A 20,790-nucleotide genomic window follows, 5' to 3' on the forward strand; every position below is an offset into this window, starting at 1 on the left:
GAACAATCGAACGAACGACCGGCAACGTCGCACGTGATTACGTTTTTACGTGCGCGCCTTCTTGACGACGCTGCGCGTGCCCAGGATCTCCTCGATCTGCTCGAAGCGCACCGGCTTGACCATATGGTGGTCGAAGCCGGCCTCGAAGGCCAGCTGGCGGTCTTTTTCCTGGCCCCAGCCGGTCACCGCGATCAACACCGTCAGCGCGCCGCTGGGCAGCTTGCGGATGCCGCGCGCCAGGTCGTAGCCCGACATGTGCGGCAAGCCGATGTCGAGGAAGGCGTAGTCCGGGCAGAAGCGCGCCGCCGCAGCCAGCGCATCCGGGCCGTTGTGGGTGATCACCACGCTATGGCCCATCGCGGTGAGCAAGGCGCCGATGCTGTTGACGAAGTCGACGTTGTCGTCGGCGAGCAAGATGCGATAACTCTCGGTGCTGATGAAGGCGGCCGGGGTCGGCTTGGTCGGCGGCTCCGGGGCGACCACGATCGGCAGGCGCACCAGGAAACGGCTGCCCAGGCCCATGCCTTCGCTATGGGCGGTGATGGTGCCGCCGTGCAGCTCGACCAGCTTGCGCGCCAGCGACAGGCCCACGCCCAGGCCGGCGTTGCTGCGCTCCAGGGTCGAGTCGACCTGGACGAACATCTCGAACACCGAATCGAGCATGTCCGGCGCCAGCCCGATGCCGGTGTCGGCCACTTCGAGCACCAGGGTCTTGTCCTCCACCGCCCCCTTGAGCATCACCTTGCCGCCGCGGTTGGTGTACTTGGCCGCGTTGTTGAGCAGGTTCGACAGGATCTGCGCCAGGCGCGTGGCGTCGCCATGCAGGAATACCGGACGGTCCGGCAGCTCCAGCACCAGCTCATGCCCGTGCAGCTCGATATAGGAGCGCACCACTTCCAGCGCGTCGTTGACGACGGCCTTCAGTTCCACGCGTCCCATCTTGATGGTGAACTTGCCGGTATTGATGCGCGAGACGTCCAGCAGGTCGTCCACCAAGCGCACCATCTGGCGCAGCTGGCGTTCCATGATGTCGGTGGCGCGCTGGGTGGCCTGGGCGTCGCCGCTGCGGATGCGCAGGATGTCGAGGCCGGTGCGGATCGGCGCCAGCGGGTTGCGCAGCTCGTGCGCCAGGGTGGCCAGGAATTCGTCCTTGCGCCGGTCGGCCACGATCAGGGCGCCTTCGGCGCGCTGGCGTACGTCCATCTCGTGTTCGAGCGTGCGGTTGGCCGCCTGCAGCGCGTCCGAGCGGCGCCCGATCTCGGCCAGCATGTCGTTGAAGGCGTCGACCAGCACGCCGATCTCGCCCTTTTCCTTGCCCGGCACGCGCAGCGAGAAGTCGCGGCGCAGCATCACCTGGCGTGCGACATCGGTGACCGCCTCCAGCGGACGCGTGATCGACGCCTGCAGGCGCGAAGCCACCAGGGCCGCGATCACCAGGGCGCCCAGCAGCACACCGCCCAGGATGGCGCCGTAGCTCAGGGCCCGGTCCAGCACGCCGTAGCGCGAACGCAGGTAGACCGTGCCGATCCGTTCGCCGTTCTCGACGATGTCGCGGTACAGCACGACTTCGCCGCGCTCGATGCGGTAGCCGGCCGGCTCGGGCCGCTCCGGCAACTGCGCGCGCACGTCGGGCCGCACATAGGTGGCGAAGCGGGCGCCGTTGGCGGTGTAGACCGCGGCCGCCACGATCTGCGGACGCACGCGCAGCAGGGTCAGGTTCTGGGTGACGTCGGTCGCATCGTTGAACGAGACCGCGGGCGCGGTCACGCTGGCGACGATGTCGGCCTGGGTGGTGAGATCGTCGATCCAGTAACGCTGGAAGGTGCGCAGGTCGAGCAGCAGCATCGCCACGCCCGCGGTGAGCAGGGCCACCACGGTGGTCGCCACCGCCATCAGGATCAGTTTGCTCCTGACGGAGCCGGTATCGTGCATTGGCATCAGGAGGCTCCTTTCTGCACGCGGTTCGCCACCGTCAGCAGGCGCGAACTGAGCTTCACATGCTTCTTTTCCGCCGCGTCGAGCGAGACGTCGAAACGTACGCGCTCATCGACGATCGTAAAATTGATCACGCTGCCGTGCTGCAGGCAGCCTTCGCATTCGGTCACGGTCAGAAAGGCCGGCGAGGAGCGCAGCAGGCGCGCCGTGCGCGCCTCGTCGCGGCCGGCCACGAACAGCACGTGCACCGGCTGGGCCAGCTCCTGCTCGCGCAGCGCGCGCACGGCGATCGTGCGCCCCGCCACCATGCGCCCGGTGGCGATCCGCGCCAGCTCGGCCGCCATATCCTCGGCGCCGACCACGCCCAGGGTGAGGGGCGTGGCGGCGTCGGCGAAGGCTTGCGGCGGGAATTCGGCGTAACCGAGGAATTTATACAGGAAAGCCGCCTTCACGCGCCGCTCGAGCGCCGGCGCCGCGGCCTGGGCGGCCAGCGGCAGCAGGGGCGCGCCGGCCAGCAGCAGGGGCAGCGCCAGGGCCCGGCATGCCCGGCGTCGCTGCGGGCGTTCAGGTTGATTGATTGTCATGGAATTCATTGGCCCATCAAAAACGCAGCGCCGCGCTGGCGAACACCGACCGCTCGATCAGCTGGCGGCTGCCGGCCGCGCCGTATTCGGCGTGGCGTCGGTGCAGCAGGTTACGCCCGACAAGGGCGATCTCGAGATCGGGGCGTAGCTGCCACGCCAACCGCGCGTCGAGCTCATGATAGCTTGGCAGGGCCGTCTGTGGCATGCGCGCGACGTAACGGAGCGCCAGATCGGCCCGCAGGCGCGCGCCCAGGTCGTGCGCGCTGCGCACGGTCCAGGTCACGCGTGGATCGTTGCCAGCAAGAAAACTCAGGCCCGTATCGTCGCGACTACCCGGCTCGCGCCCGATGTCCAGGTCTTGCAGCACCGCGCCCGCCTGCAGGCGCCAGCCACGCGCGGCCTGCCAGTTGGCCCACAGCTCGACGCCGCGCAGCGCGCCCTTGCCCAGGCTTTGCAGGACATAGGCCGCCGGCGGACCGGCGTGCGCCGGGGCCGGTTCCAGCGTGCGCAGGCGCTCGAAATCCGTATAGAAGACGGTTGCCGACCACGACAGCGAAGGCAGGGGCTGGGCGCGATAGCCCAGCTCGGCCACGCGCGCCGTCTCCGCCACCACGTCCGCTCCGCCCGCGATCAGGTAGGCGTTCGGATCGAGCGAGTCGACGGCGTAGAGATCGCGGTCGATGCGCGACGGCGCGCGCACCGTGCGCGACAATGCCGCCCACAGCATCGAGCGCGCATCGACGTCCCATGCCAGGCGCAGGCTGGGCAGCACCTCGCTGCCGGTGTACACATTGTGTTCGATGCGCACGCCGGCGCTCGCGCGCACGTCCTGCGCCACGCTGATGTCGTCCTGGACGAACAGGTGCGACCAGCGCAGGCTGCGGCGCGCCGGGGTAAAGCGCAGCACGGGGCCGTTGTCGATCCGGTCGCGGCTGTAGCGATAGCCGCCGCCCCAGGCCAGGCTGTGGCCATCCAGGCGCAGCAGGTGCTGGGCCTCGACGTCGACCGTGTCCAGGCGCTGGGCGCCGACGTCCTGCTGGTCGCGCCGCGAGTGGTCGAGCCACGCCTGCAGGCGCACGCTCTGGTTCTCGTCGAGCCGGTGCTCGACCCGCCCCAGCAGGTTGGCTCCCGCCATCTTGACGCGCGACTGGTCGCCCCCAGCGCGCAGGCGCCCATCGTAGATGTCGCCACTGATGCTGACGTCGTCGGCGCCGGCCTCCCAGTCCAGACGGAAACCCGCCTGCTGGCGCCGCATGCCGCCGGCATCCGGCCCGCCCGCGTCGCGGGCAAACCCCTCGACCTCCATGCCACGCGCATAGGCGCGCCAATGCGCGCCGCCGGCGAACTGTCCGCCATAGCGCACGCTCGCGCCTTGTTCGCCGCCGCCGGCATGCGCGGTCGCCAGGCCGCCATGGGTCTCGGCGGCGCTGCGGGTGATGACGTTGATGACGCCGTTCACGGCATTCGTGCCCCAGGCGGTGCCGCCGGCGCCGCTGATCACCTCGATGCGCTCCACGTCTTCCAGCGGCACGTCCTGCATTTCCCAGAACACGCCCGAGAACAGCGGCGAATACACGCTGCGGCCGTCGACCATCACCAGCAACTTGTTGGCCAGCGGCGAAACGAAGCCGCGCGTGCTGATCGCATACGATCCGGCGCCGATGCGCGCGACCACCAGGTTGGGCGCCAGGCGTAGCGCCTCGGGCAAGGTGGTGGCGCCGGAACGGGCGATCTCGGCGCCCTGGATCACGTACACCGAGGCCGACGCCCGCCCGAGCGGCTCGTTCTGGCGCGAGACCGAGATCACCACGATGTCGGAAAGCTGTTCGAGAGAATAGTCGGCGAGCGGCATGGCCGGGCCCGGTGGCGGGTCGATTGGCCGTGTCTGCGCCTGCGCAGCGCAGGCGCAAGCGCAGGACAGCAGCGCGATACCGGCGCGAACAAGCAACGAAGAAGATGACATAGTTGCCATCCTAGAACATTTTCACGCACGCACCAAGTGCGTGCACGCTACAGTGCGCACTTGACAATCTTCCTAGGATATTTATTAAGCCTATGACTGGTATTGGAAATATAAATTGGACTGATTTGACGCAATGCAGCATCATTCACCTGTCTCCTCTATTCTCCTCCTAGGAAATAGATTCAGCCCGCCTCTCAGGATGCGGGCTTTTTTTTTGCGCGTCCTCGTGTGTCCGCCGCCATGCATCCGTCAGCGGCGCCGGAGCGCGTGCCCGCCCTTCGTTACGACATGCCGGCGAGATTCGTTACATCCCAGCCACATCCCTGCCACATTCCTGCAACGTTTCCGCCATGACAGGTCGGAGGGGCGGCGCTTGCCCGAACGCGCTGTTGCCGGCATGACCCCGACGATCTGCAACACCATCGGTGCCGTGCATGCCGCAGGCCGCGACTGCGGCCTCAGCGTGTCGATGATGCTCGAACAGTTGGTTAGTTACAAAATCGCGGCTGCATGGCCGCGCACGGTTGGTAAAGCAGGTAACGGGCTTTTGGTGTAGGATGCCCGCCATATTTTCGTTTTTACAACAAGCTTGCCCATGCCCGACCTCGACACCTCCGCCCGGAGTACCGCATCCTACGACTGGTCGGCGACCGCGCTGGGCGATACCGCCCGCTGGCCCCTGCTGCTCCGCCTTTCCAGCGACCTGCTGCTGAACTCCCCGCTCCCCACCCTGCTGGTCTGGGGCGCCGAGACGATCACGGTGTTCAACGAGGCGTATGCCCTGCTGGCCGGCCCCGGCTACGGCCGGGTTCCCGGCGGTTCGGTGCCGCCGGTGCTGCCGCCGCCGCTGGCGGCAGCCGGCAAGGCGCTGGAGGCCGCCTGGCGCGGCGAGGCCGGCGTGGTGCAGGACGCGCCCCTCACCTTCCGCCGCCTCGACGGCAACCAGGAGTCGCGCTTCGACCTGCGCCTGACCCCGCTGCGCGACGAGGCCGGCGCGGTGCGCGGCGTGCAGGTGGCGCTGGCCCCGGCAACCGAGGCGCCGGCACAGGAAGACGCCGGCAGCGGCGCCATGCGCATCCTGGTGGTCGAGGACAATGTCGACTCCCAGTACCTGGTGTGCGAAATGCTCAAGGCCTTCGGCCACGAAGCCGACGGCGTGGCCCATCCCGACGACGCCCTGGCCCTGCTCGCGCGCCAGCGCTACGACGTGCTGTTCTCCGACGTCAGCCTGCCCGGCATGTCGGGTGTCGACCTGGCCACCCGGGCGATCGCGGACGACCCGTCGCTGCGCGTGATCTTCGCCTCGGGCTACGGCGACACCCTGCTGCGCCACCTGTCCTTCCCTTACCAGTCGCTGCAGAAGCCCTACGAGATCGACCAGTTGCAGGACGCCCTGTCGAAGGTCGCGCGCCAGCCGGGCAAATCCGGCTGAAGAAGCGCCGTGAAGCGCGCCTGAAACGCCCACCGGCGCCAGGCGCGCATCAAGCGTGTGCGTCAGACCGGCTTGTCTGGTCTACAATGAAACACATCCTGCCCGATCTCGGGCATTTTGCACACCCGGCATGAACACTCCCTCCGACCTTTCCAGCAGCAACCCGCGCCACGTGTCAGAACAAGACCTGGCAGCCACCCGGCAAGAGCTGCAGCGCGCCAACGAGCGCATGGAAAACATGCTCGAAAGCCTCACCGACGGCTTTTGCGCGGTCGACCGCGACTGGAACATCACCTATATCAACGGCCGCGCGCTGCAGATGGCGGCGCCGCTCAACAAGAGCCGCGACAGCCTGGTCGGCCGCCGGCTGTGGGATGAATTCGAAGACCTGCACGGCACCTCGGTCGCCGCCGACTGCCGGCGCGCGATGGAGCAGCGGATCACCGTCACCAAGGAGTTCTTCTACCGCCGCCTGCAATGCTGGCTCGACATGCGGGTGTACCCTTCGCCCGACGGCCTGACCCTGTACTTCCAGGACATCACGGCGCGCAAGCTCGACCAGCAAGCCCTGATCGACAACAACAACCGGCTGCAGCTCGCGATCGCCGCCGGCCGCCTGGGCGACTGGCGCTGGGACGCGGCGAGCGGCCGCGTCACCTTTGGCGCGCGCGCCGCCGAGATCCTCGGCCTGCCCGAAGGCGTGGCGCTCGCGTGGCCGCTGCTGCGCGAGCGCCTGGTCCAGGACGACCGCTCGCGGGTGCGGCGCGCGGTGCTCGCGGCTTTTTCGCAGGGCAAGGACCTCGACCTCGAATGCCGCCTGCTGCCGCTCGACGGCCACGCCGGCGGCGCCCCGTGCGGCCAGTCGGCCGCGCGCTGCGTGGCCCTGGTCGGCCGCCCCGATCATGGCGGCCCGGCCCAGGGCGGCCGCGTGCTGGGCATGACCGGCATGGCCCAGGACATCAGCGCCCGGCGCGAGGCCGACGACCACCTGCGCCAGAGCGAGGAAGAATTGCGCGCGCTGGCCAACACCATCCCGCAGCTGGCCTGGATGGCCGACCCCAGCGGCGCCATCGTCTGGTTCAACCAGCGCTGGTACGAATACACCGGCATCACCCCGAGCGAATCCACCGGCTGGGGCTGGAAAGCGGTGTACGACCCGGAGGTGCTGCCGGCCGTGCTCGAGCACTGGGACGAATCGGTGCGCACCGGCTTGCCGTTCGAGATGGAATTCCCGATCCGCGGCGCCGACGGCAACTTCCGCTGGTTCCTCACCCGGGTCGAGGCGGTGCACGACCGCGATGGCCGCGTGGTGCGCTGGTTCGGCACCAATACCGACGTCGACCAGGTAAAACGCGCCGAGCAGGCGCTGCGCGAAGAATCGCACGTGCTCGAACTGCTCAACAGCACCGGCACGATCCTGGCGTCGACCCGCGACCTGCGCTCGCTGATGCAGGCCGCCACCGACGCCGCCGCCGGCGTCTGCGGGGCCCGTTTCGGCGCCTTTTTCCACTATGGCGAACAAGGCGCGGGCACGCTGTTTTCGCTGTACACGCTGTCCGGCGCCACCTCGGCCGAGTTCCAGGACGTCGCCGCACCCGGCGCCAGGGCACTGTTCGGCCCGGGCCTGCGGGCCGATGCCCTGGTGCGCATTGGCGACCTTGGCCACGACCCGCTGCATGCGGACAAGGCGCCGCGATTCGGCCTGCCCGCTGGCCATCCGCCGGTGCGCAGCTACCTGTCGGTGCCGGTCACGGCGCGCTCGGGCGAGTTGCTGGGCACGATGTTCTTCGGCCACCCCGAGCCCGGCGTGTTCACCGAGCGCAGCGAGCGCATCGTCAGCGGCATCGCGGCCCAGGCCGCGATCGCGGTCGACAATATCCGCCTGGTGGAAGCCGCCAGCCGCGCGGCCGAGGAGCGCAAGGTGCTGCTCGAGAACGAGCGCGAGGCGCGCGCCGAGGCCGAGCGCACCAGCCAGATGAAGGACGAGTTCCTGGCCACCCTGTCGCACGAGCTGAGGACGCCCTTGTCGGCGATCCTGGGCTGGTCGCAGGTGCTGCGCCGCGGCAGCCGCGACGGCGCCGACCTGCAGCGCGGCCTGTCGACCATCGAACGCAATGCGCGCGCCCAGGCCCAGCTGATCGAAGACCTGCTCGACATGAGTCGCATCACCTCGGGCAAGGTACTGCTCGACATGCAGACCGTGGCCCCGGCCGGCTTCATCGACGCCGCCATCGAAACCGTGCGCCCGGCGGCCGACGCCAAGGGCATCCGCATCGAGCGCCGCTACGAGGGCGAGACGCCGGCGGTGGCGGGCGACCCGGGCCGGCTGCAGCAGGTGATCTGGAACCTGCTGTCGAACGCGATCAAGTTCACCCCGCGCGACGGCCTGGTCACGATCGAGGTCGGCAAGCGCGAAGAACAGGTGGCGATCACGATCCGCGACAACGGCGCCGGCATCGGACCCGAATTCATCACCCACGTGTTCGAACGCTTCCGCCAGGCCGACGCCTCGATGACGCGCAGCCACGGCGGCCTGGGACTGGGCCTGTCGATCGTCAAGCACCTGGTCGAGCAGCACGGCGGCACGGTGCGCGCCGAGAGCGCAGGGGTCGGCCAGGGGGCCAGCTTCACCATCGAGCTGCCGGTGGCCAAGACGGCCGCCGCCGCCGATTCTGCTCGCGCCTCCCGGCGCCAGCCGGCGCCGCCGGCCCCGGCTGGCGCCGAGGGCGGCGCCCAGGCGGGCGAGGTCGCCGTACGCGACCTGCGCGGCACCTCGGTGCTGGTGGTCGACGACGACCGCGATGCGCGCGAGCTGATCGCCCGCATCCTGGCCGATTGCCAGGCCAGCGTGCGCCTGGCCGCCAGCGCGCGCGAAGCCTTCGAGCTGCTGCGCGCCGCCCCGCCCGACCTCCTGATCAGCGACCTCGGCATGCCCGAGGTCGACGGCCTGGAATTCCTGTCCTGGGTGCGCGCGCTCCCGCGCGACGCGGGTGGGCTGGTGCCGGCCATCGCGCTGACCGCCTTCGCCCGTTCCGAAGATCGCCTCAAGGCGCTGGAAGCGGGTTTTTCGGCCCATGTATCGAAGCCGGTCGAGCAGACCGAGCTGATGACCGCGATCGGCATGGTGACCGCGCCGCCCACGGCGCCGCTGGTCAGCGGAGGAAGGCGCATGGTCAACCGTTGAATGATGGGCGATAATGGGCGGCTCATCGAGGGGGCCAATCAAGGGCCGATTAAGGGGGATCAAATGAAACACAGCCATTGTTGGCCGGTCGTTTATGTTCCTACCCCCGCACGCGGCGCTGTCCTACAAGAAATTTTGGTCTGTTTGCTAGACTAATTAGTGATGGGTTCAAGCCCGATTCCACCCAGAAGGGAATCCGCTCCATACGAGAGAAGAGAAAAGCATGCCGAGCAGACAAGACATTTTGAACGCGAAAATCCTGGTAGTGGACGATTCGCCCGACAATATCGAACTGATGGAAGAGATATTGCGCGAAGAAGGCTATTCCTGCGTCAGCTCGACCATGCTGCCGGAACAGGTCTGCCCGCTCCACCGCGAGCACAACTACGACCTGATCCTGCTGGACCTGCAGATGCCGGGCCTGAACGGCTTCCAGGTCATGAAAGGCCTGAAGGAGATCGAGCAGGGCGGCTACCTGCCGGTGCTGGCCCTGACCGCGCAACCGAGCTTCAAGATCGCCGCGCTCGAAGCGGGCGCCCGCGACTTCATCAGCAAGCCCTTCGATTTGCTCGAAGTGCACAAGCGCATCCATAACATGCTCGAGGTGCGGCTGCTGTACAAGGAACTGGCCCAGTATTCCAAGGCGCAACAGGAGCTGGCCCTGCACGACGCCCTCACCGGCCTGCCTAACCGGCGCCTGCTGGAGGACCGCATCGAAACGGCCCTGCAGCACGCCAACCGCAGCCATGCCAAGGCCGCCGTCATGTACCTCGACCTGGATGGCTTCAAGGCGATCAACGACACCTACGGCCATGCCTACGGCGACGAGATCCTCAAGATGGTGTCCCAGCGCCTGCTGTCGAGCTCGCGCAAGGAAGACACCGTCGCGCGTCTCGGTGGCGACGAATTCATGGTGGTGCTGGGCGACGTCCACAGCCTGGCCGACGCGCAGGGACCGGCGTCGAAGCTGGTCGAGGCCCTGTCCGAGCCCTTCTTCATCAACGATCTCACCTTGCGGCTGTCGACGTCGATCGGCATCAGCATCTATCCGGACGACGCCGAATCGGTCGACGCGCTGATCAATATCGCCGACTACGCGCTGTACGAAGCCAAGCGCGCCGGCAAGAACCGCTTCTGCTCGCCGGCGGCGAATCGCCAGGCGGCGGCCAAGACTTCGGCCGCACCGAGTCAGGCGACTTCGCCAAACCCACCGGTCGAACTGGCGGCGCAGCACCGCTGAGCGGCGCCGACGCGGTCGTCACCGCGCATGTCAACGAAGTTTCCCGCCAGCGCGGGAACGACATGCGCGGGCATGTCGCTGTTACCGTCTTCGGCGTCGCCACGCTGCAGCATGCGAGACCGCGATCGACGTCGCTGCCTTCTTAAAAAACCGACTCCCAACCGGCGCAAACGCCAGTGCCCTCACCGCATCCCATGCCCCACCCTTCTTCCCACAGCGCCCGCACAAACAAACAGGCCACGCAACTTACGCCGCGTGGCCTGTCCGCCAATGCCTCGATTCCTGATGCAAGCTTAGCGCTGGTCGGTCGGGCAATCGCGAATCTTGCTCTTTTCTTCGATCGACTGCGCGTGCTGGTGGTCGTGGCCAGGGTCGACCATGTCGGGCGCGACTTCGATGCGGGTAATGCCGGCGTCGACCGAAATCGGGTCGCTGGCCGGGAACGTCATCTCGACCGCGTCGTCGAGCAGCGTTTCCTCGGCCCTTTCCTTGTTGGACACGCCTTCGCAGCCGGACAGCGCATTGATGGCGATGGCGTACCGGACGGCCTCCAGGTTGGCCAGGTCGCCGATCGTCTTCACGCCCAGCGTGTCGGCCAGCGCGGCGGCCTGCTGCTCGCCGATACCGCGCAGCGCCGACAGCGGCGCGTCGGCCAGCTCGCGGAACGTTTTTCCGTGAAATTGTTCATTTACAATGGTGTCGATATTCATAGTATGTCCTCTCTTGTAGGCCAGCGAAACGGTTCGATTCCACTATGGCATAGCCCGGTGCCGACGTATGTGCGGCAGCGAACACCCTCACGGGCCGCACGATTGATTTATTTGCCTAATAGCACTTATGTCGCATGATATGATGGCTTGTTTTACAAGGTATTTACTCTGGCGTAATACAAGACTACACTCCATCTGGTCGAGCAAGCACGGCAATGTTGACGGAATCCATCGTGGCGACAAGCGATAAACCCAAGATCCTGGTGGTCAACGACGACCCCGCCAGCCTGCTGGCACTCACCAGCCTGCTCGACGGGCGCGCCGAAGAAGGAAACTACGCCGTGCTGTCGGCCCGCTCCGGCCAGGAAGCGCTGCGCCAGGTGCTGCTGCACGATTTTGCCGTGATCCTGCTCGACGTGAACATGCCCGGCATGGACGGCTTCGAGACCGCCGAGGCGATCCACCAGCGCCCGCGCTCGGCCGACATCCCGATCATTTTCGTCACCGCCTTCCTGGCCGACGAGCTCGATCGTCTCAAGGCTTACCAGCGCGGCGCCGCCGATTTCCTGTTCACCCCGGTCATTCCGCAGATCCTGCACGCCAAGGTGTCGGTATTCGTCACCCTGGCCATGAAGAACGAGGAACTCAAGCGCCAGGCCGAAAAACTCTCGCAGCATGCGCTCGAGCTGACCGCCACCAACCAGCGCCTGGTGAGCGAGATGGAAGAGCGGCGTGCGGCCGAGAGGAAAAGCCATGCCAAGGACGAGTTCCTCGCCATGCTGGGCCACGAACTGCGCAATCCGCTGTCGGCGATCACCAGCGCTTCCAGCCTGATCGGCCTGCCCGGCGCCGCGCCCGACACGGTGGCGCGCGCCCGCGCCATCATCCAGCGCCAGAGCCAGCACCTGTCGCGCATCGTCGACGACCTGCTCGACCTGTCGCGTGCGATGTCGGGCAAGATTCTGCTGGCGCGCCAGGCCACCGACCTGTCCAGGCTGGTCGCCAGCTGCCTGGAAACCTTCCGCGCCACCGGCCGCATGGCAGGCTACCGCATCGCGGCCGACCTGGCGCCCAGTTGGGTCGACGGCGACCCGACCCGCCTCGAACAGATCGTCTCGAACCTGCTGGACAATGCACTGAAATACACGCCCAACGGCGGCGCCATCGACATCGCCCTGGCGCGCGCCGGCGACGACGTCGTGCTCAGCGTGCGCGACTCGGGCGTCGGCATCCCGCCCGAGCTGCTGCCGCAGGTGTTCGACGTGTTCGTGCAGGGCGCGATCTCGATCGACCGCTCGCAGGGCGGCCTGGGGATCGGCTTGTCGCTGGTGCGGCGCCTGGTCGAGCTGCACGGCGGCAGCGTAGCCGCCGACAGCCCCGGCGCCGGACTCGGCTCCTGCTTCACCATCCGTCTTCCGTGCCCCTGCCAGGCGGAGTCGAGCGGCGCGGCCGAACCATGCGCGCCGGCGCTGGCGCCGCTTGGCGATGCCGGCAAACCATCGATACTGCTGATCGAAGATAATGAAGACGGGCGCGAAATGATGGCGACCATGCTGGCCGCCCATGGCTACCCGGTGTACCAGGCCGGCGACGGCGTACAGGGCGTGAACCAGGCGCATGCCTGCCAACCGCACGCCGCGCTGGTCGACATCGGCCTGCCGGGCATCGACGGCTACGAGGTGGCGCGGCGCCTGCGCGCCGATCCGGCCACGTGCGCGATCCGCCTGATCGCCGTGACCGGCTATGGCCTTCCGGACGACCAGCGGCGCGTGATGGAAGCCGGCTTCGACCAGCACCTGGTCAAGCCGGTGCAGATCGATCGCCTGCTGGAAGCGCTGGCGCCGGCCCCGGCCGGCACCGCCGCCTGAAGCCGCGGCAGTGACAGCGGCGGCGGCACGAGATCAGGCCGTGGCGAGCAGCTCGTCGCGGCGCGCCGCCATCTCTGCGCCCAGGGCGTCCAGGTCGAGCTCGAGCTTGCGCACTTTCGGGAACATGTCCTCTTCTTCCTCGTCGACGTGGTGCTCGATGTACTCGCCCAGCACCGTGACCTTGGCGTCGTACAGGTCGTCGCCCGGCGCCATTTCCTGGATCTGCGAGATCAGGTCCTTGGCCGACGCATGTTCGACCACGGCTTCGTCCAGCATGTCTTCCATTTCCTTCGACACCGCGCGCAGCGCCGGATAGAAGATTTCTTCTTCGATCTGCGTGTGCATGATCAGCTGCTCGCAGATCTCGTCGGCCAGCTTCTTCTTGCTGGTGGTGGCGCGCTCGCCCAGTTCGTCGAATTGCTTGAACAGCGCCTTGACCTCGTCGTGCTGGCTGATCAGTAGTTCGATGGCGTCCTGCTGCTTGGCGTTCTTGGTCATGGTGATACCCCCGTATTCTGTATGGTGTGAGTGGCTCCTGGGCCACGAAGCGAGCATGCGCTGTTGCTGCCGTGCTGACTGTACGGGAGCGCACGCTGTGTGGGAACAACGCCGGGATGCCGCGCAATGCCGGGCGCGCGCCGCCGAATTGCCAACTGTTGTATGATTTGGGAAACATATAACAGAGCCTACGATGACCGAACCGGCACCATCGCCCCCCGACCCGGAACTCGAGCGCCAGGTCGCGGCGCGCACCGCTGAACTCACCGAGATGCTGGCCTGGCTGGCGAACTGCTGGGACCAGGAACGCCGCCAGTTGGCGCGTCAGCTGCACGACAGCCTGGGTTCGTCGATGACGGCCCTGACCATGCACCTGGCCCTGCTGAGCCAAAACCTGCCGGCCGACAGCAAGGCGCACGAACGCGCCGGCCAGATGAAGGCACTGCTGGCCGGCATTATCGAAACCAACCGCAAGATGCAGCTCGAGCTGTGGAACGACAAGCTCGAGTTCCTCGGGCTGCGCGCCGCGCTGGCCGAGCTGGTGCCCGCCTTCGGCGCCGAACGCGGCCTGAAGGCCCGCGCCAGCCTGCCCGACGACGACGGCGCCTGGTCGCGCGAGCACGGCGTGCTGCTGCTGCGCTGCGCCGAGGAAGGCTTGCGCAACGCCGCCGCCCATGCGCAGGCGACCCGCGTGGACGTGATCCTGGACGACGACGGCGAGATGGCCATGCTCACCGTGCGCGACGACGGCGTGGGCCCCTGCGAGAATGCGCTCGAAACATCGTCGAGCGGCTGCCACGGCCTGCGCCTGCTGCGCGAACGCGCGCGCTACCTGGGCGGCAACCTCACTTTGGCGCGTGGCGAGAACGGCGGCGCCGTGCTGCAGATGACCTTGCCGCGCGAGCTGGCGGCCTGAGATGCCATCGGATTGCCGGCGCGACCGAGGTCGCTTCGGCGGCGCGGCAGCCAACCCGACGAACCAGGCAGCCAACCCCACGAACAAGGCAGCCAACCCGACGACCCAATGACAACGGCGGCCACTGGCCGCCGTTGTCATTGGGTCGCACCGACTGCGCTCAGTGCAGCTTGACCAGCGGCGTGCTGCGCCGGATCAGGAAGCGCGCCACCGCCAGCAGCGCAGTGCGGGTGATGCCCATCACCGCCCGGTGGTGCATCAGGTGCAGGCTGGCGTACATCAAGCGCGCCAGCGCGCCCTGCACGAACCAGCTGGCTCCGCGCAGCGACCCCATCAGGCTGCCGACGCTGGTGCTCTGCCCGACCGAGACCAGCGAACCATAGTCGCGGTACGCATAGGGCGAGGCCGAGGGCGCCTGGCCCTTGTCGATGCGCAGGAAGGCCGCCACCAGGTAATCGGCCTGCTGGTGCGCGGCCTGGGCGCGCGGCGGGACCGGCACGCCGTTGCCGTCGATGCAGACGGCGCAGTCGCCCAGCGCCCAGATGTTCGGCACGCCCTTCACCCGCAGCTGGGCGTCGACGTCGAGCCCGCCGCCGCGCGCGGTCGGCAGGCCCAGCTTGGCCAGCAGTTCGGGCGCGCGGATACCGGCGGCCCAGACGCACAGGTCGGCCGGGTAGACGTTGCCGTTGCCGTCGATGACCTTGTCGGCCTCGATCGCGGTGACGCGGCAGTCGGCGACCACCTTGATGCCGCGCTTGGCGAGCAGGTCGTGCGCCGCATTCGAGACCCGTTCGGGCAGCGGCGCCAGGATGCGCGACGCGCCTTCGAGAATGGTGATGCGCACGTCGCGCTTGACGTCCATGCGCGCGAAGCCATAGCGCGCATAGGCCCCCGAGGCTTCGCGCAGCTCGGCGGCCAGTTCGACGCCGGTGGCGCCGCCGCCAATGATGACCACGTCCAGGCCGGACTCCTTGCCTTCTTCGCGCTGCTGCTCGACCGCCAGCATCAGGCGCAGCATGCGCAGGCGGAAGCGCTCGGCGTCCTCGGTCGCGTTCAGCGAAATCGAATGCTCTTCGGCGCCCGGCACGCCGAAATAATTCGAGGTGCTGCCGATCGCGATCACCAGCGCGCCATAGCCCAGCCGGCGCAGCGGCAGCACTTCTTCATTGTCGCTGGCGGCGCGCACCGCGCCGATCTCGATCGCCTGCCCGGCGGCGTCGAGCCCCGTCATTGGACCCAACACGAAATTGAATCCATTGTCGTGGGCCAGCATGGCGTACGACAGACCTTCCTGGTGGATGTCCAGGGTGCCGGCCGCGACTTCGTGCAGCGACGGCTTCCAGATATGATAAAGGCGGCTGTCGACCAGCGTCACCTTGGATGGGCCCAGCTTGCGGCCCAGTTTGCAGGCCAGCTCGAGTCCGCCGGCGCCGCCACCCACGATCACGAAATCGCTACGCAAGTTGCCTCCTTTGCAATGTCCTGCCCGGCAACGACGCCGGGCCCTTCGGACAATGTCGATTTTACTATGCCGGCGTGAATAACGTTGCTATTGTCAATATTCTTGGCGCTGTACTCACTAGCTGTGGATGAGCACTGAACTGCTGAGCTGACCCGCGGTCCAATCCCGGTCGTCATCGATCGGGAGCGTACGATGAAAGCGCCGCAGTTTGCGCAGCTGTTCGCCCAGCTGCCAAAGCTGAACCAGCCGCAGCGTCAGAAGGTGCTCGCGGCCCTGCATCCGGCAGCCGGGCTGGACCGGGTGATCTCCCTCATTGGCGACATCCGATCAACCGGGCGGCGCTGCCCGGATTGCACCTGCGACCGTTGCCACCGGCACGGTCAGGCCAACGACCTGCAACGCTATCGCTGCTGCGCGTGCGGCCGCACCTTCAACGACCTGACCGGCACGCCGCTGGCGCGGCTCAGGCTCAAGGGCAAGTGGCTCGCCTATCTGGAAGCGGTGCTCGATTCCCGCTCGGTCCGCTCTGCGGCCAAGCGTGTCGGCGTGCACCGCAATACGGCCTTTCGCTGGCGTCATCGCTTTCTCGATCGGGTCAAGGACGATCGCCCGGCACGGCTCGGCGGCATTGTCGAGGCCGACGAAATGTTCCTGCTCGAATCGCAAAAGGGTTCACGCAAGCTCGATCGCCAGCCGCGCAAGCGCGGCGGCAGGGCCGCCCTGCGCGGAATCTCGCACCACCTCGACTGCATCCTGGTGGCGCGCGACCGCGGCGGCCAGACCGTCGACGCCGTGACCGGACGCGGCGCCCTGAAAGCGGCGCAGCTGGTCAGGCACCTGCGGCCGAAACTCGACCCGCAGGCGCTGCTGGTGACGGACGCCAACGCCGCCCATGCCGCCTTCGCCCGTGCCCACGGCATCGCGCATCAAGCCGTCAATCTCAGCGCCGGCGAACGGGTCCGCACGGGCGTCGAGGGCGCCATCCATGTGCAGAATGTCAACGCCTACCACCGGCGCTTCAAGGAATGGCTGGCGCGCTTCCATGGCGTGGCGTCGCGCCGGCTATCCAACTACCTGGGCTGGCACTGGGCGCTCGATGGCGGGCGGGTACCATCTGTCGAACAATTGCTGCGCATCGCATGCGGGGTCATCAACACCTAATGGGTACAGCGCCATATTCTTGACTACATATTACGGAACAAGCCCATGAACGACTGGCTGACGGTCAGCGTCTCCGGCCGGTTCCGGAGCCGGATCGTGCCGCGCCCGCTCTCGTCGCGCGCCACGCCGGCCACCGCGCGCAGGTTGACGATGGTCGAGCGGTGCACCTGCTTGAACATGGCCGGGTCGAGCACCTCGAGCAGGTCGCGGATGGGTTTACGCAGCAGCGCTTCGCCATCCTGCGTCATCACCACCGTGTACTTGGCGTCGGACTGGAAATAGGCCACGTCGTCGACCAGGATCAGGCGCGTCTCGGCGCCGCGGCTGGCGGTCAGCCAGACCAGCGGCTGCGCGCGCGGCGCCGGCGGCGCCAGCGCCTGCAGCCGCGTCAGCAGCTCGGCCAGCCGGGCGGGGTCGACCCCGCCGCGCGCCAGGCGCTCGCGCACCCGCGCGACGGTGGCGTTCAGGCGCTCGCGCGCCACCGGCTTGAGCAGGTAGTCGACCGCGCCGCGATCGAACGCGTCGAGCGCATACTGGTCATAGGCGGTAACGAACACGACTTCGGTGCGCAGGCCCGCCGCCAGCAGGTTCGACGCGACTTCCAGGCCGGACAAGCCCGGCATGCGGATGTCGAGGAAGGCGACGGCGGGCCGGTGCGTCTCGATGGCGTCCAGCGCGCTGCCGCCGTCCTCGCACACGGCGACGATGTCCAGCCCGGGCCAGGCCGCGAGCAGCTGCTTGACCAGTTCGTCGCGCAGCAGCGCTTCGTCTTCGGCGACCACGCAGGTGACGGCATCAGGCGGCATGGCGGCCTCCGGCTCCTTGCAGCGCCAGCGGCACCGTGATGGTCGCCGCCACCCCGCTCGGGAAATTGGCGACGATGGCGAAGCTGGCGCCATTGCCGTAGGCCAGGCGCAGGCGCTCGCGCACATTGCGTAGGCCAATGCCGGTGCCGGCGCCTTCGCTCGAAAAGCCGCGGCCGTCGTCGGCCACGGTCACAGCCACCGCCTGCGCCTGTTCGCCGCCCACCGTCCGGGCCAGGATCCAGACCGTGCCGCCGCCCGGTTTCGGCTCCAGCCCGTGCTTGATCGCATTCTCGACCAGGGTCTGCAGCATCATCGGCGGGAACACCAGCCGGCGCAGCTCGTCCGGCACGTCGACCTGCAGCGACAGGCGCGGCCCCATGCGGATCACCAGGATGTCGAGGTAGGCGCGCGCCCGTTCGAGTTCCTCGCCCAGGGTCGACGGCGCATCCTCGGTGCGCGGCAGCGAGTGGCGCAGATACTGGATCAGGTTGCCCAGCATGGCGTCGGCGCGCGCCGGGTCACTGCGGGTGAGCACCTGGGCGCTGGCCAGGGTGTTGTACAGGAAGTGCGGCTCGACCTGGGCGTGCAGCAGGTTCAGGCGCGCCACCGTAAGTTCCTTCTCGGTCACGCTTTCGCGCACCTGATTCGCTTCTGCGCGGCGCCGCTCGGCGATGCGGCGCGCGATGGCGCGCACCACGGCCTCGGCGTTCTCCAGGTTGGTGCCGTGGTCGACCAGAAACCAGTCGGTCCAGGCCGGCGCCTCCGGCTCGCAGATCAGGGTGACACTACCGGCCACGTCGCCATTGGGCGTCACCGTCGCCAGGATCTGGTTGCGCCGCGTCCCGAACGCCTCCAGGCCCCACAGCTGGGTGGCGGCCTTGCCGTAGGGGTCGATGCGCGCCACCTTGGCCCGCACCTGCAGGCTGTCGCGCGCGCTGTCGACGACGGTGGCGCCGGGCAGTTCGCGGATCGCCGCATCGATCATGTCGAAGGCTTCGCCCGCTTCGAGCGCAATCTCGATCTGGCGCCGCTGGCGGTTCGACAGTGTGCTGGCGTCCAGGTGACCAATGACCAGGCGCACCCGGCGCATGTGCGAAAACACTTCCAGCAGCACCCAGGCGCACAGGGCGAAGCCGAGCAGCGGGCCGGTGGCGCCGAGGTCGACGTCGACCCGCTCGAGCCAGGTCTCGTTGAGGGTGATGCACAGGGCGAGGTAGACCGCCAGCCAGGCCAGCAGCAGGCGAAACACGTGGAACAGGCTTGCAAACATGATGTGCTTTCCATTGTGGTGAATGGCCCCAGCATAGGCAAACCATTCATTGCAAGACAGCATTATGCGACGGAGTCAGGGTTGGGCCGATGAAACCGGGATCGGGCGGCATGGAACCGGAACCGGTGGAGCCAACTATTGCTTTCCGGGACCGCGCGCCGGCGTGCCGTACGGTTTCTGAGCGACACGTCGCCGCCGGCCATGCCGAACGCGCGCGCCTTGCCCGACGCGGCGGGCGTATGATGGGCTTCCACCATCGGGAGGAGTCCATCATGTCGTCACGCCGAATTCTCGCCGCTGCACTGACCGCGAGCTGCCTGCTGCTCGGCGGCTGCCGCGAACACAACGAGCCGGTCAAGCCGATCGCCGACCTGAGCCTGGGCCTGTCGAGCCAGCCGGCGCGCGCCTGATCCGCCGGCGCCGGCCAGCGGCCGGCCGCCATGCTATCGCCATGCCGGCCCCGGCAGGGTAGACTACGCCCTGTTCATTTTCGTCCCAAGGTTTACCCACCCATGTCGTTCGCATCCCTCGGCCTGATCGACCAGATCGTCCGCACCCTCGAGGCCCTCGCCTACCACACCCCCACCGCCGTCCAGGAACAGGCGATTCCCGCCGTGCTGGCCGGGCGCGACGTGATGGCCGCGGCCCAGACCGGCACCGGCAAGACCGCCGGCTTCACCCTGCCGATCCTCCAGCGCCTGGCCAAGAGCGGCGCCGTGGGCAGCAATGCGGTGCGCGCGCTGATCCTGGTGCCGACCCGCGAGCTGGCCGAGCAGGTGCACGAAAGCGTGCGCACCTATGCCGAAGGCCTGCCACTGCGCACCATGGTCGCGTACGGCGGCGTGAGCATCAATCCGCAGATGATGGCACTACGCAAGGGCGTGGACGTGATGGTCGCCACGCCCGGCCGCCTGCTCGACCTGCAGCGCCAGAACGCGGTGCGCTTCAACGAAGTCAAGACCCTGGTGCTCGACGAAGCCGACCGCATGCTCGACCTGGGCTTCGCGCGCGAGCTGGACGGCCTCATGAAACTGCTGCCCAGGAAGCGCCAGACCCTGCTGTTCTCGGCCACCTTCTCGGACCAGATCCGCGCGCTGTCGAACCAGATGCTGCACGATCCGGTGCGCATCGAGGCCACGCCGCGCAATACCACGGTGGCCGCGGTGAAGCAGTGGATCATCCCGGTCGACAAGAAACGCAAACCCGAGCTGTTCGTGCATCTGCTCAAGCGACACGACTGGCCCCAGGTGCTGGCCTTCGCCCGCACCCGCAAGGGCGTGGACGAACTGGTGTCCCTGCTCGAAGCGAAACGCATCACGGCCGACTCGATCCACGGCGACAAGCCGCAACCGGCCCGCCTGCGCGCGCTCGAGCGCTTCAAGGCGGGCGAGGTGCGGGTGCTGGTCGCGACCGACGTCGCCGCGCGCGGCATCGACATCGACGACCTGCCGGCCGTGATCAACGTCGACCTGCCGATCGTGGCCGAAGACTATGTGCACCGCACCGGCCGCACCGGCCGCGCCGGCGCCTCCGGCGAGGCGCTGTCGCTGGTATGCGCCGACGAGGTCGAGCAGCTGGCGGCGATCGAGGTGCTCACCCGGCAAACGCTCGAACGGGTCGAGGAACCGGGCTTCGCGCCCGATCACCGGGTGCCGCTGACCGATGCGAAGGGGCAGATCGTCAAGAAACCAAAGAAGCCCAAGAAGCCGAAGGGCGATGCGGCGGTGGTCAGCGAGGACGTGCGGTTCCGGCGCTGATTGG

Annotated in this window: 17 protein-coding genes; 9 read left to right on the top strand and 8 right to left on the bottom strand. The window is 67.9% G+C overall.

Going from position 1 to position 20,790, the window contains the following annotated elements; all coding sequences use genetic code 11:
• Positions 1-45: 45 nt before the first annotated feature.
• Genes ABIB38_RS14775 through ABIB38_RS14785 form a run of 3 tightly spaced genes read right to left on the bottom strand, consistent with a single transcriptional unit; the run spans position 46 to position 4,371 of the window.
• Positions 46-1,938, bottom strand: a complete 1,893-nt coding sequence (locus tag ABIB38_RS14775) for an ATP-binding protein (protein WP_429204945.1) — start codon at positions 1,936-1,938, stop codon at positions 46-48.
• A complete protein-coding gene (locus ABIB38_RS14780) occupies positions 1,938-2,519 on the bottom strand; it encodes a YfiR family protein (RefSeq protein WP_429204947.1) in 582 nt (193 codons plus the stop codon). The genes ABIB38_RS14775 and ABIB38_RS14780 overlap by 1 nt, the downstream gene beginning before the upstream one ends.
• A gap of 16 nt (positions 2,520-2,535) precedes the next feature.
• Positions 2,536-4,371 carry a TonB-dependent receptor plug domain-containing protein gene (locus tag ABIB38_RS14785; protein ID WP_429204949.1) on the bottom strand — a complete coding sequence of 612 codons (1,836 nt, stop codon included), beginning with the start codon at positions 4,369-4,371 and terminating at the stop codon, positions 2,536-2,538.
• 508 nt (positions 4,372-4,879) lie between these two features.
• On the opposite strand from ABIB38_RS14785, the gene ABIB38_RS14790 reads away from it, so the two are divergent.
• From ABIB38_RS14790 to ABIB38_RS14805, 4 genes are all read left to right on the top strand, one after another.
• Positions 4,880-5,038, top strand: coding sequence for a hypothetical protein (locus ABIB38_RS14790; protein WP_429204951.1), 159 nt, complete (start codon positions 4,880-4,882; stop codon positions 5,036-5,038).
• A 39-nt stretch (positions 5,039-5,077) separates the two neighbouring features.
• Positions 5,078-5,914, top strand: coding sequence for a response regulator (locus ABIB38_RS14795; RefSeq protein ID WP_429204953.1), 837 nt, complete (start codon positions 5,078-5,080; stop codon positions 5,912-5,914).
• A 130-nt stretch (positions 5,915-6,044) separates the two neighbouring features.
• The gene (locus ABIB38_RS14800) at positions 6,045-9,098 is read left to right on the top strand and encodes an ATP-binding protein (RefSeq protein WP_429204955.1); all 3,054 of its coding nucleotides are present in this window, start codon (positions 6,045-6,047) and stop codon (positions 9,096-9,098) included.
• A 223-nt stretch (positions 9,099-9,321) separates the two neighbouring features.
• On the top strand, positions 9,322-10,338 hold the full coding sequence (locus ABIB38_RS14805; RefSeq protein WP_429204956.1) for a diguanylate cyclase domain-containing protein: 1,017 nt from the start codon (positions 9,322-9,324) through the stop codon (positions 10,336-10,338).
• 293 nt (positions 10,339-10,631) lie between these two features.
• On the opposite strand, the gene ABIB38_RS14810 is transcribed toward ABIB38_RS14805, so the two are convergent.
• The gene (locus ABIB38_RS14810) at positions 10,632-11,048 is read right to left on the bottom strand and encodes a hypothetical protein (RefSeq protein WP_429204958.1); all 417 of its coding nucleotides are present in this window, start codon (positions 11,046-11,048) and stop codon (positions 10,632-10,634) included.
• A gap of 215 nt (positions 11,049-11,263) precedes the next feature.
• Here ABIB38_RS14810 and ABIB38_RS14815 point away from each other — a divergent pair, with 215 nt between their 5' ends.
• A complete protein-coding gene (locus ABIB38_RS14815) occupies positions 11,264-12,916 on the top strand; it encodes an ATP-binding response regulator (RefSeq protein WP_429204959.1) in 1,653 nt (550 codons plus the stop codon).
• A gap of 33 nt (positions 12,917-12,949) precedes the next feature.
• On the opposite strand, the gene ABIB38_RS14820 is transcribed toward ABIB38_RS14815, so the two are convergent.
• A complete protein-coding gene (locus ABIB38_RS14820) occupies positions 12,950-13,414 on the bottom strand; it encodes a hemerythrin domain-containing protein (protein ID WP_429204961.1) in 465 nt (154 codons plus the stop codon).
• A 193-nt stretch (positions 13,415-13,607) separates the two neighbouring features.
• Here ABIB38_RS14820 and ABIB38_RS14825 point away from each other — a divergent pair, with 193 nt between their 5' ends.
• Positions 13,608-14,330 (top strand): sensor histidine kinase, encoded by a 723-nt coding sequence (locus ABIB38_RS14825; RefSeq protein WP_429204962.1) that lies wholly within the window; start codon positions 13,608-13,610, stop codon positions 14,328-14,330.
• Between the two features lie 160 nt (positions 14,331-14,490).
• Here the strand turns inward: ABIB38_RS14825 and ABIB38_RS14830 are convergent, their stop codons facing one another.
• Complete coding sequence (locus ABIB38_RS14830; protein WP_429204964.1) at positions 14,491-15,792, bottom strand: NAD(P)/FAD-dependent oxidoreductase; 1,302 nt, start codon at positions 15,790-15,792, stop codon at positions 14,491-14,493.
• Between the two features lie 192 nt (positions 15,793-15,984).
• Between ABIB38_RS14830 and ABIB38_RS14835 the strand changes: the two genes are divergently transcribed.
• Positions 15,985-16,953, top strand: coding sequence for an IS1595 family transposase (locus ABIB38_RS14835; RefSeq protein WP_429204966.1), 969 nt, complete (start codon positions 15,985-15,987; stop codon positions 16,951-16,953).
• Positions 16,954-16,976: 23 nt separating this feature from the next.
• On the opposite strand, the gene ABIB38_RS14840 is transcribed toward ABIB38_RS14835, so the two are convergent.
• Both ABIB38_RS14840 and ABIB38_RS14845 read right to left on the bottom strand, forming a co-directional pair.
• On the bottom strand, positions 16,977-17,759 hold the full coding sequence (locus ABIB38_RS14840; RefSeq protein ID WP_429204967.1) for a LytR/AlgR family response regulator transcription factor: 783 nt from the start codon (positions 17,757-17,759) through the stop codon (positions 16,977-16,979).
• On the bottom strand, positions 17,749-19,029 hold the full coding sequence (locus tag ABIB38_RS14845) for a sensor histidine kinase (protein ID WP_429204969.1): 1,281 nt from the start codon (positions 19,027-19,029) through the stop codon (positions 17,749-17,751). Before ABIB38_RS14845 ends, ABIB38_RS14840 begins: the two co-directional genes overlap by 11 nt.
• Positions 19,030-19,301: 272 nt before the next feature.
• Here ABIB38_RS14845 and ABIB38_RS14850 point away from each other — a divergent pair, with 272 nt between their 5' ends.
• Both ABIB38_RS14850 and ABIB38_RS14855 read left to right on the top strand, forming a co-directional pair.
• Complete coding sequence (locus ABIB38_RS14850) at positions 19,302-19,439, top strand: hypothetical protein (protein ID WP_429204970.1); 138 nt, start codon at positions 19,302-19,304, stop codon at positions 19,437-19,439.
• Positions 19,440-19,541: 102 nt separating this feature from the next.
• The gene (locus tag ABIB38_RS14855; RefSeq protein WP_429204971.1) at positions 19,542-20,786 is read left to right on the top strand and encodes a DEAD/DEAH box helicase; all 1,245 of its coding nucleotides are present in this window, start codon (positions 19,542-19,544) and stop codon (positions 20,784-20,786) included.
• Positions 20,787-20,790 lie beyond the last annotated feature (4 nt).

Source organism: Massilia sp. UYP11 (genome assembly GCF_050434805.1).
GTDB lineage: Bacteria > Pseudomonadota > Gammaproteobacteria > Burkholderiales > Burkholderiaceae_D > Telluria.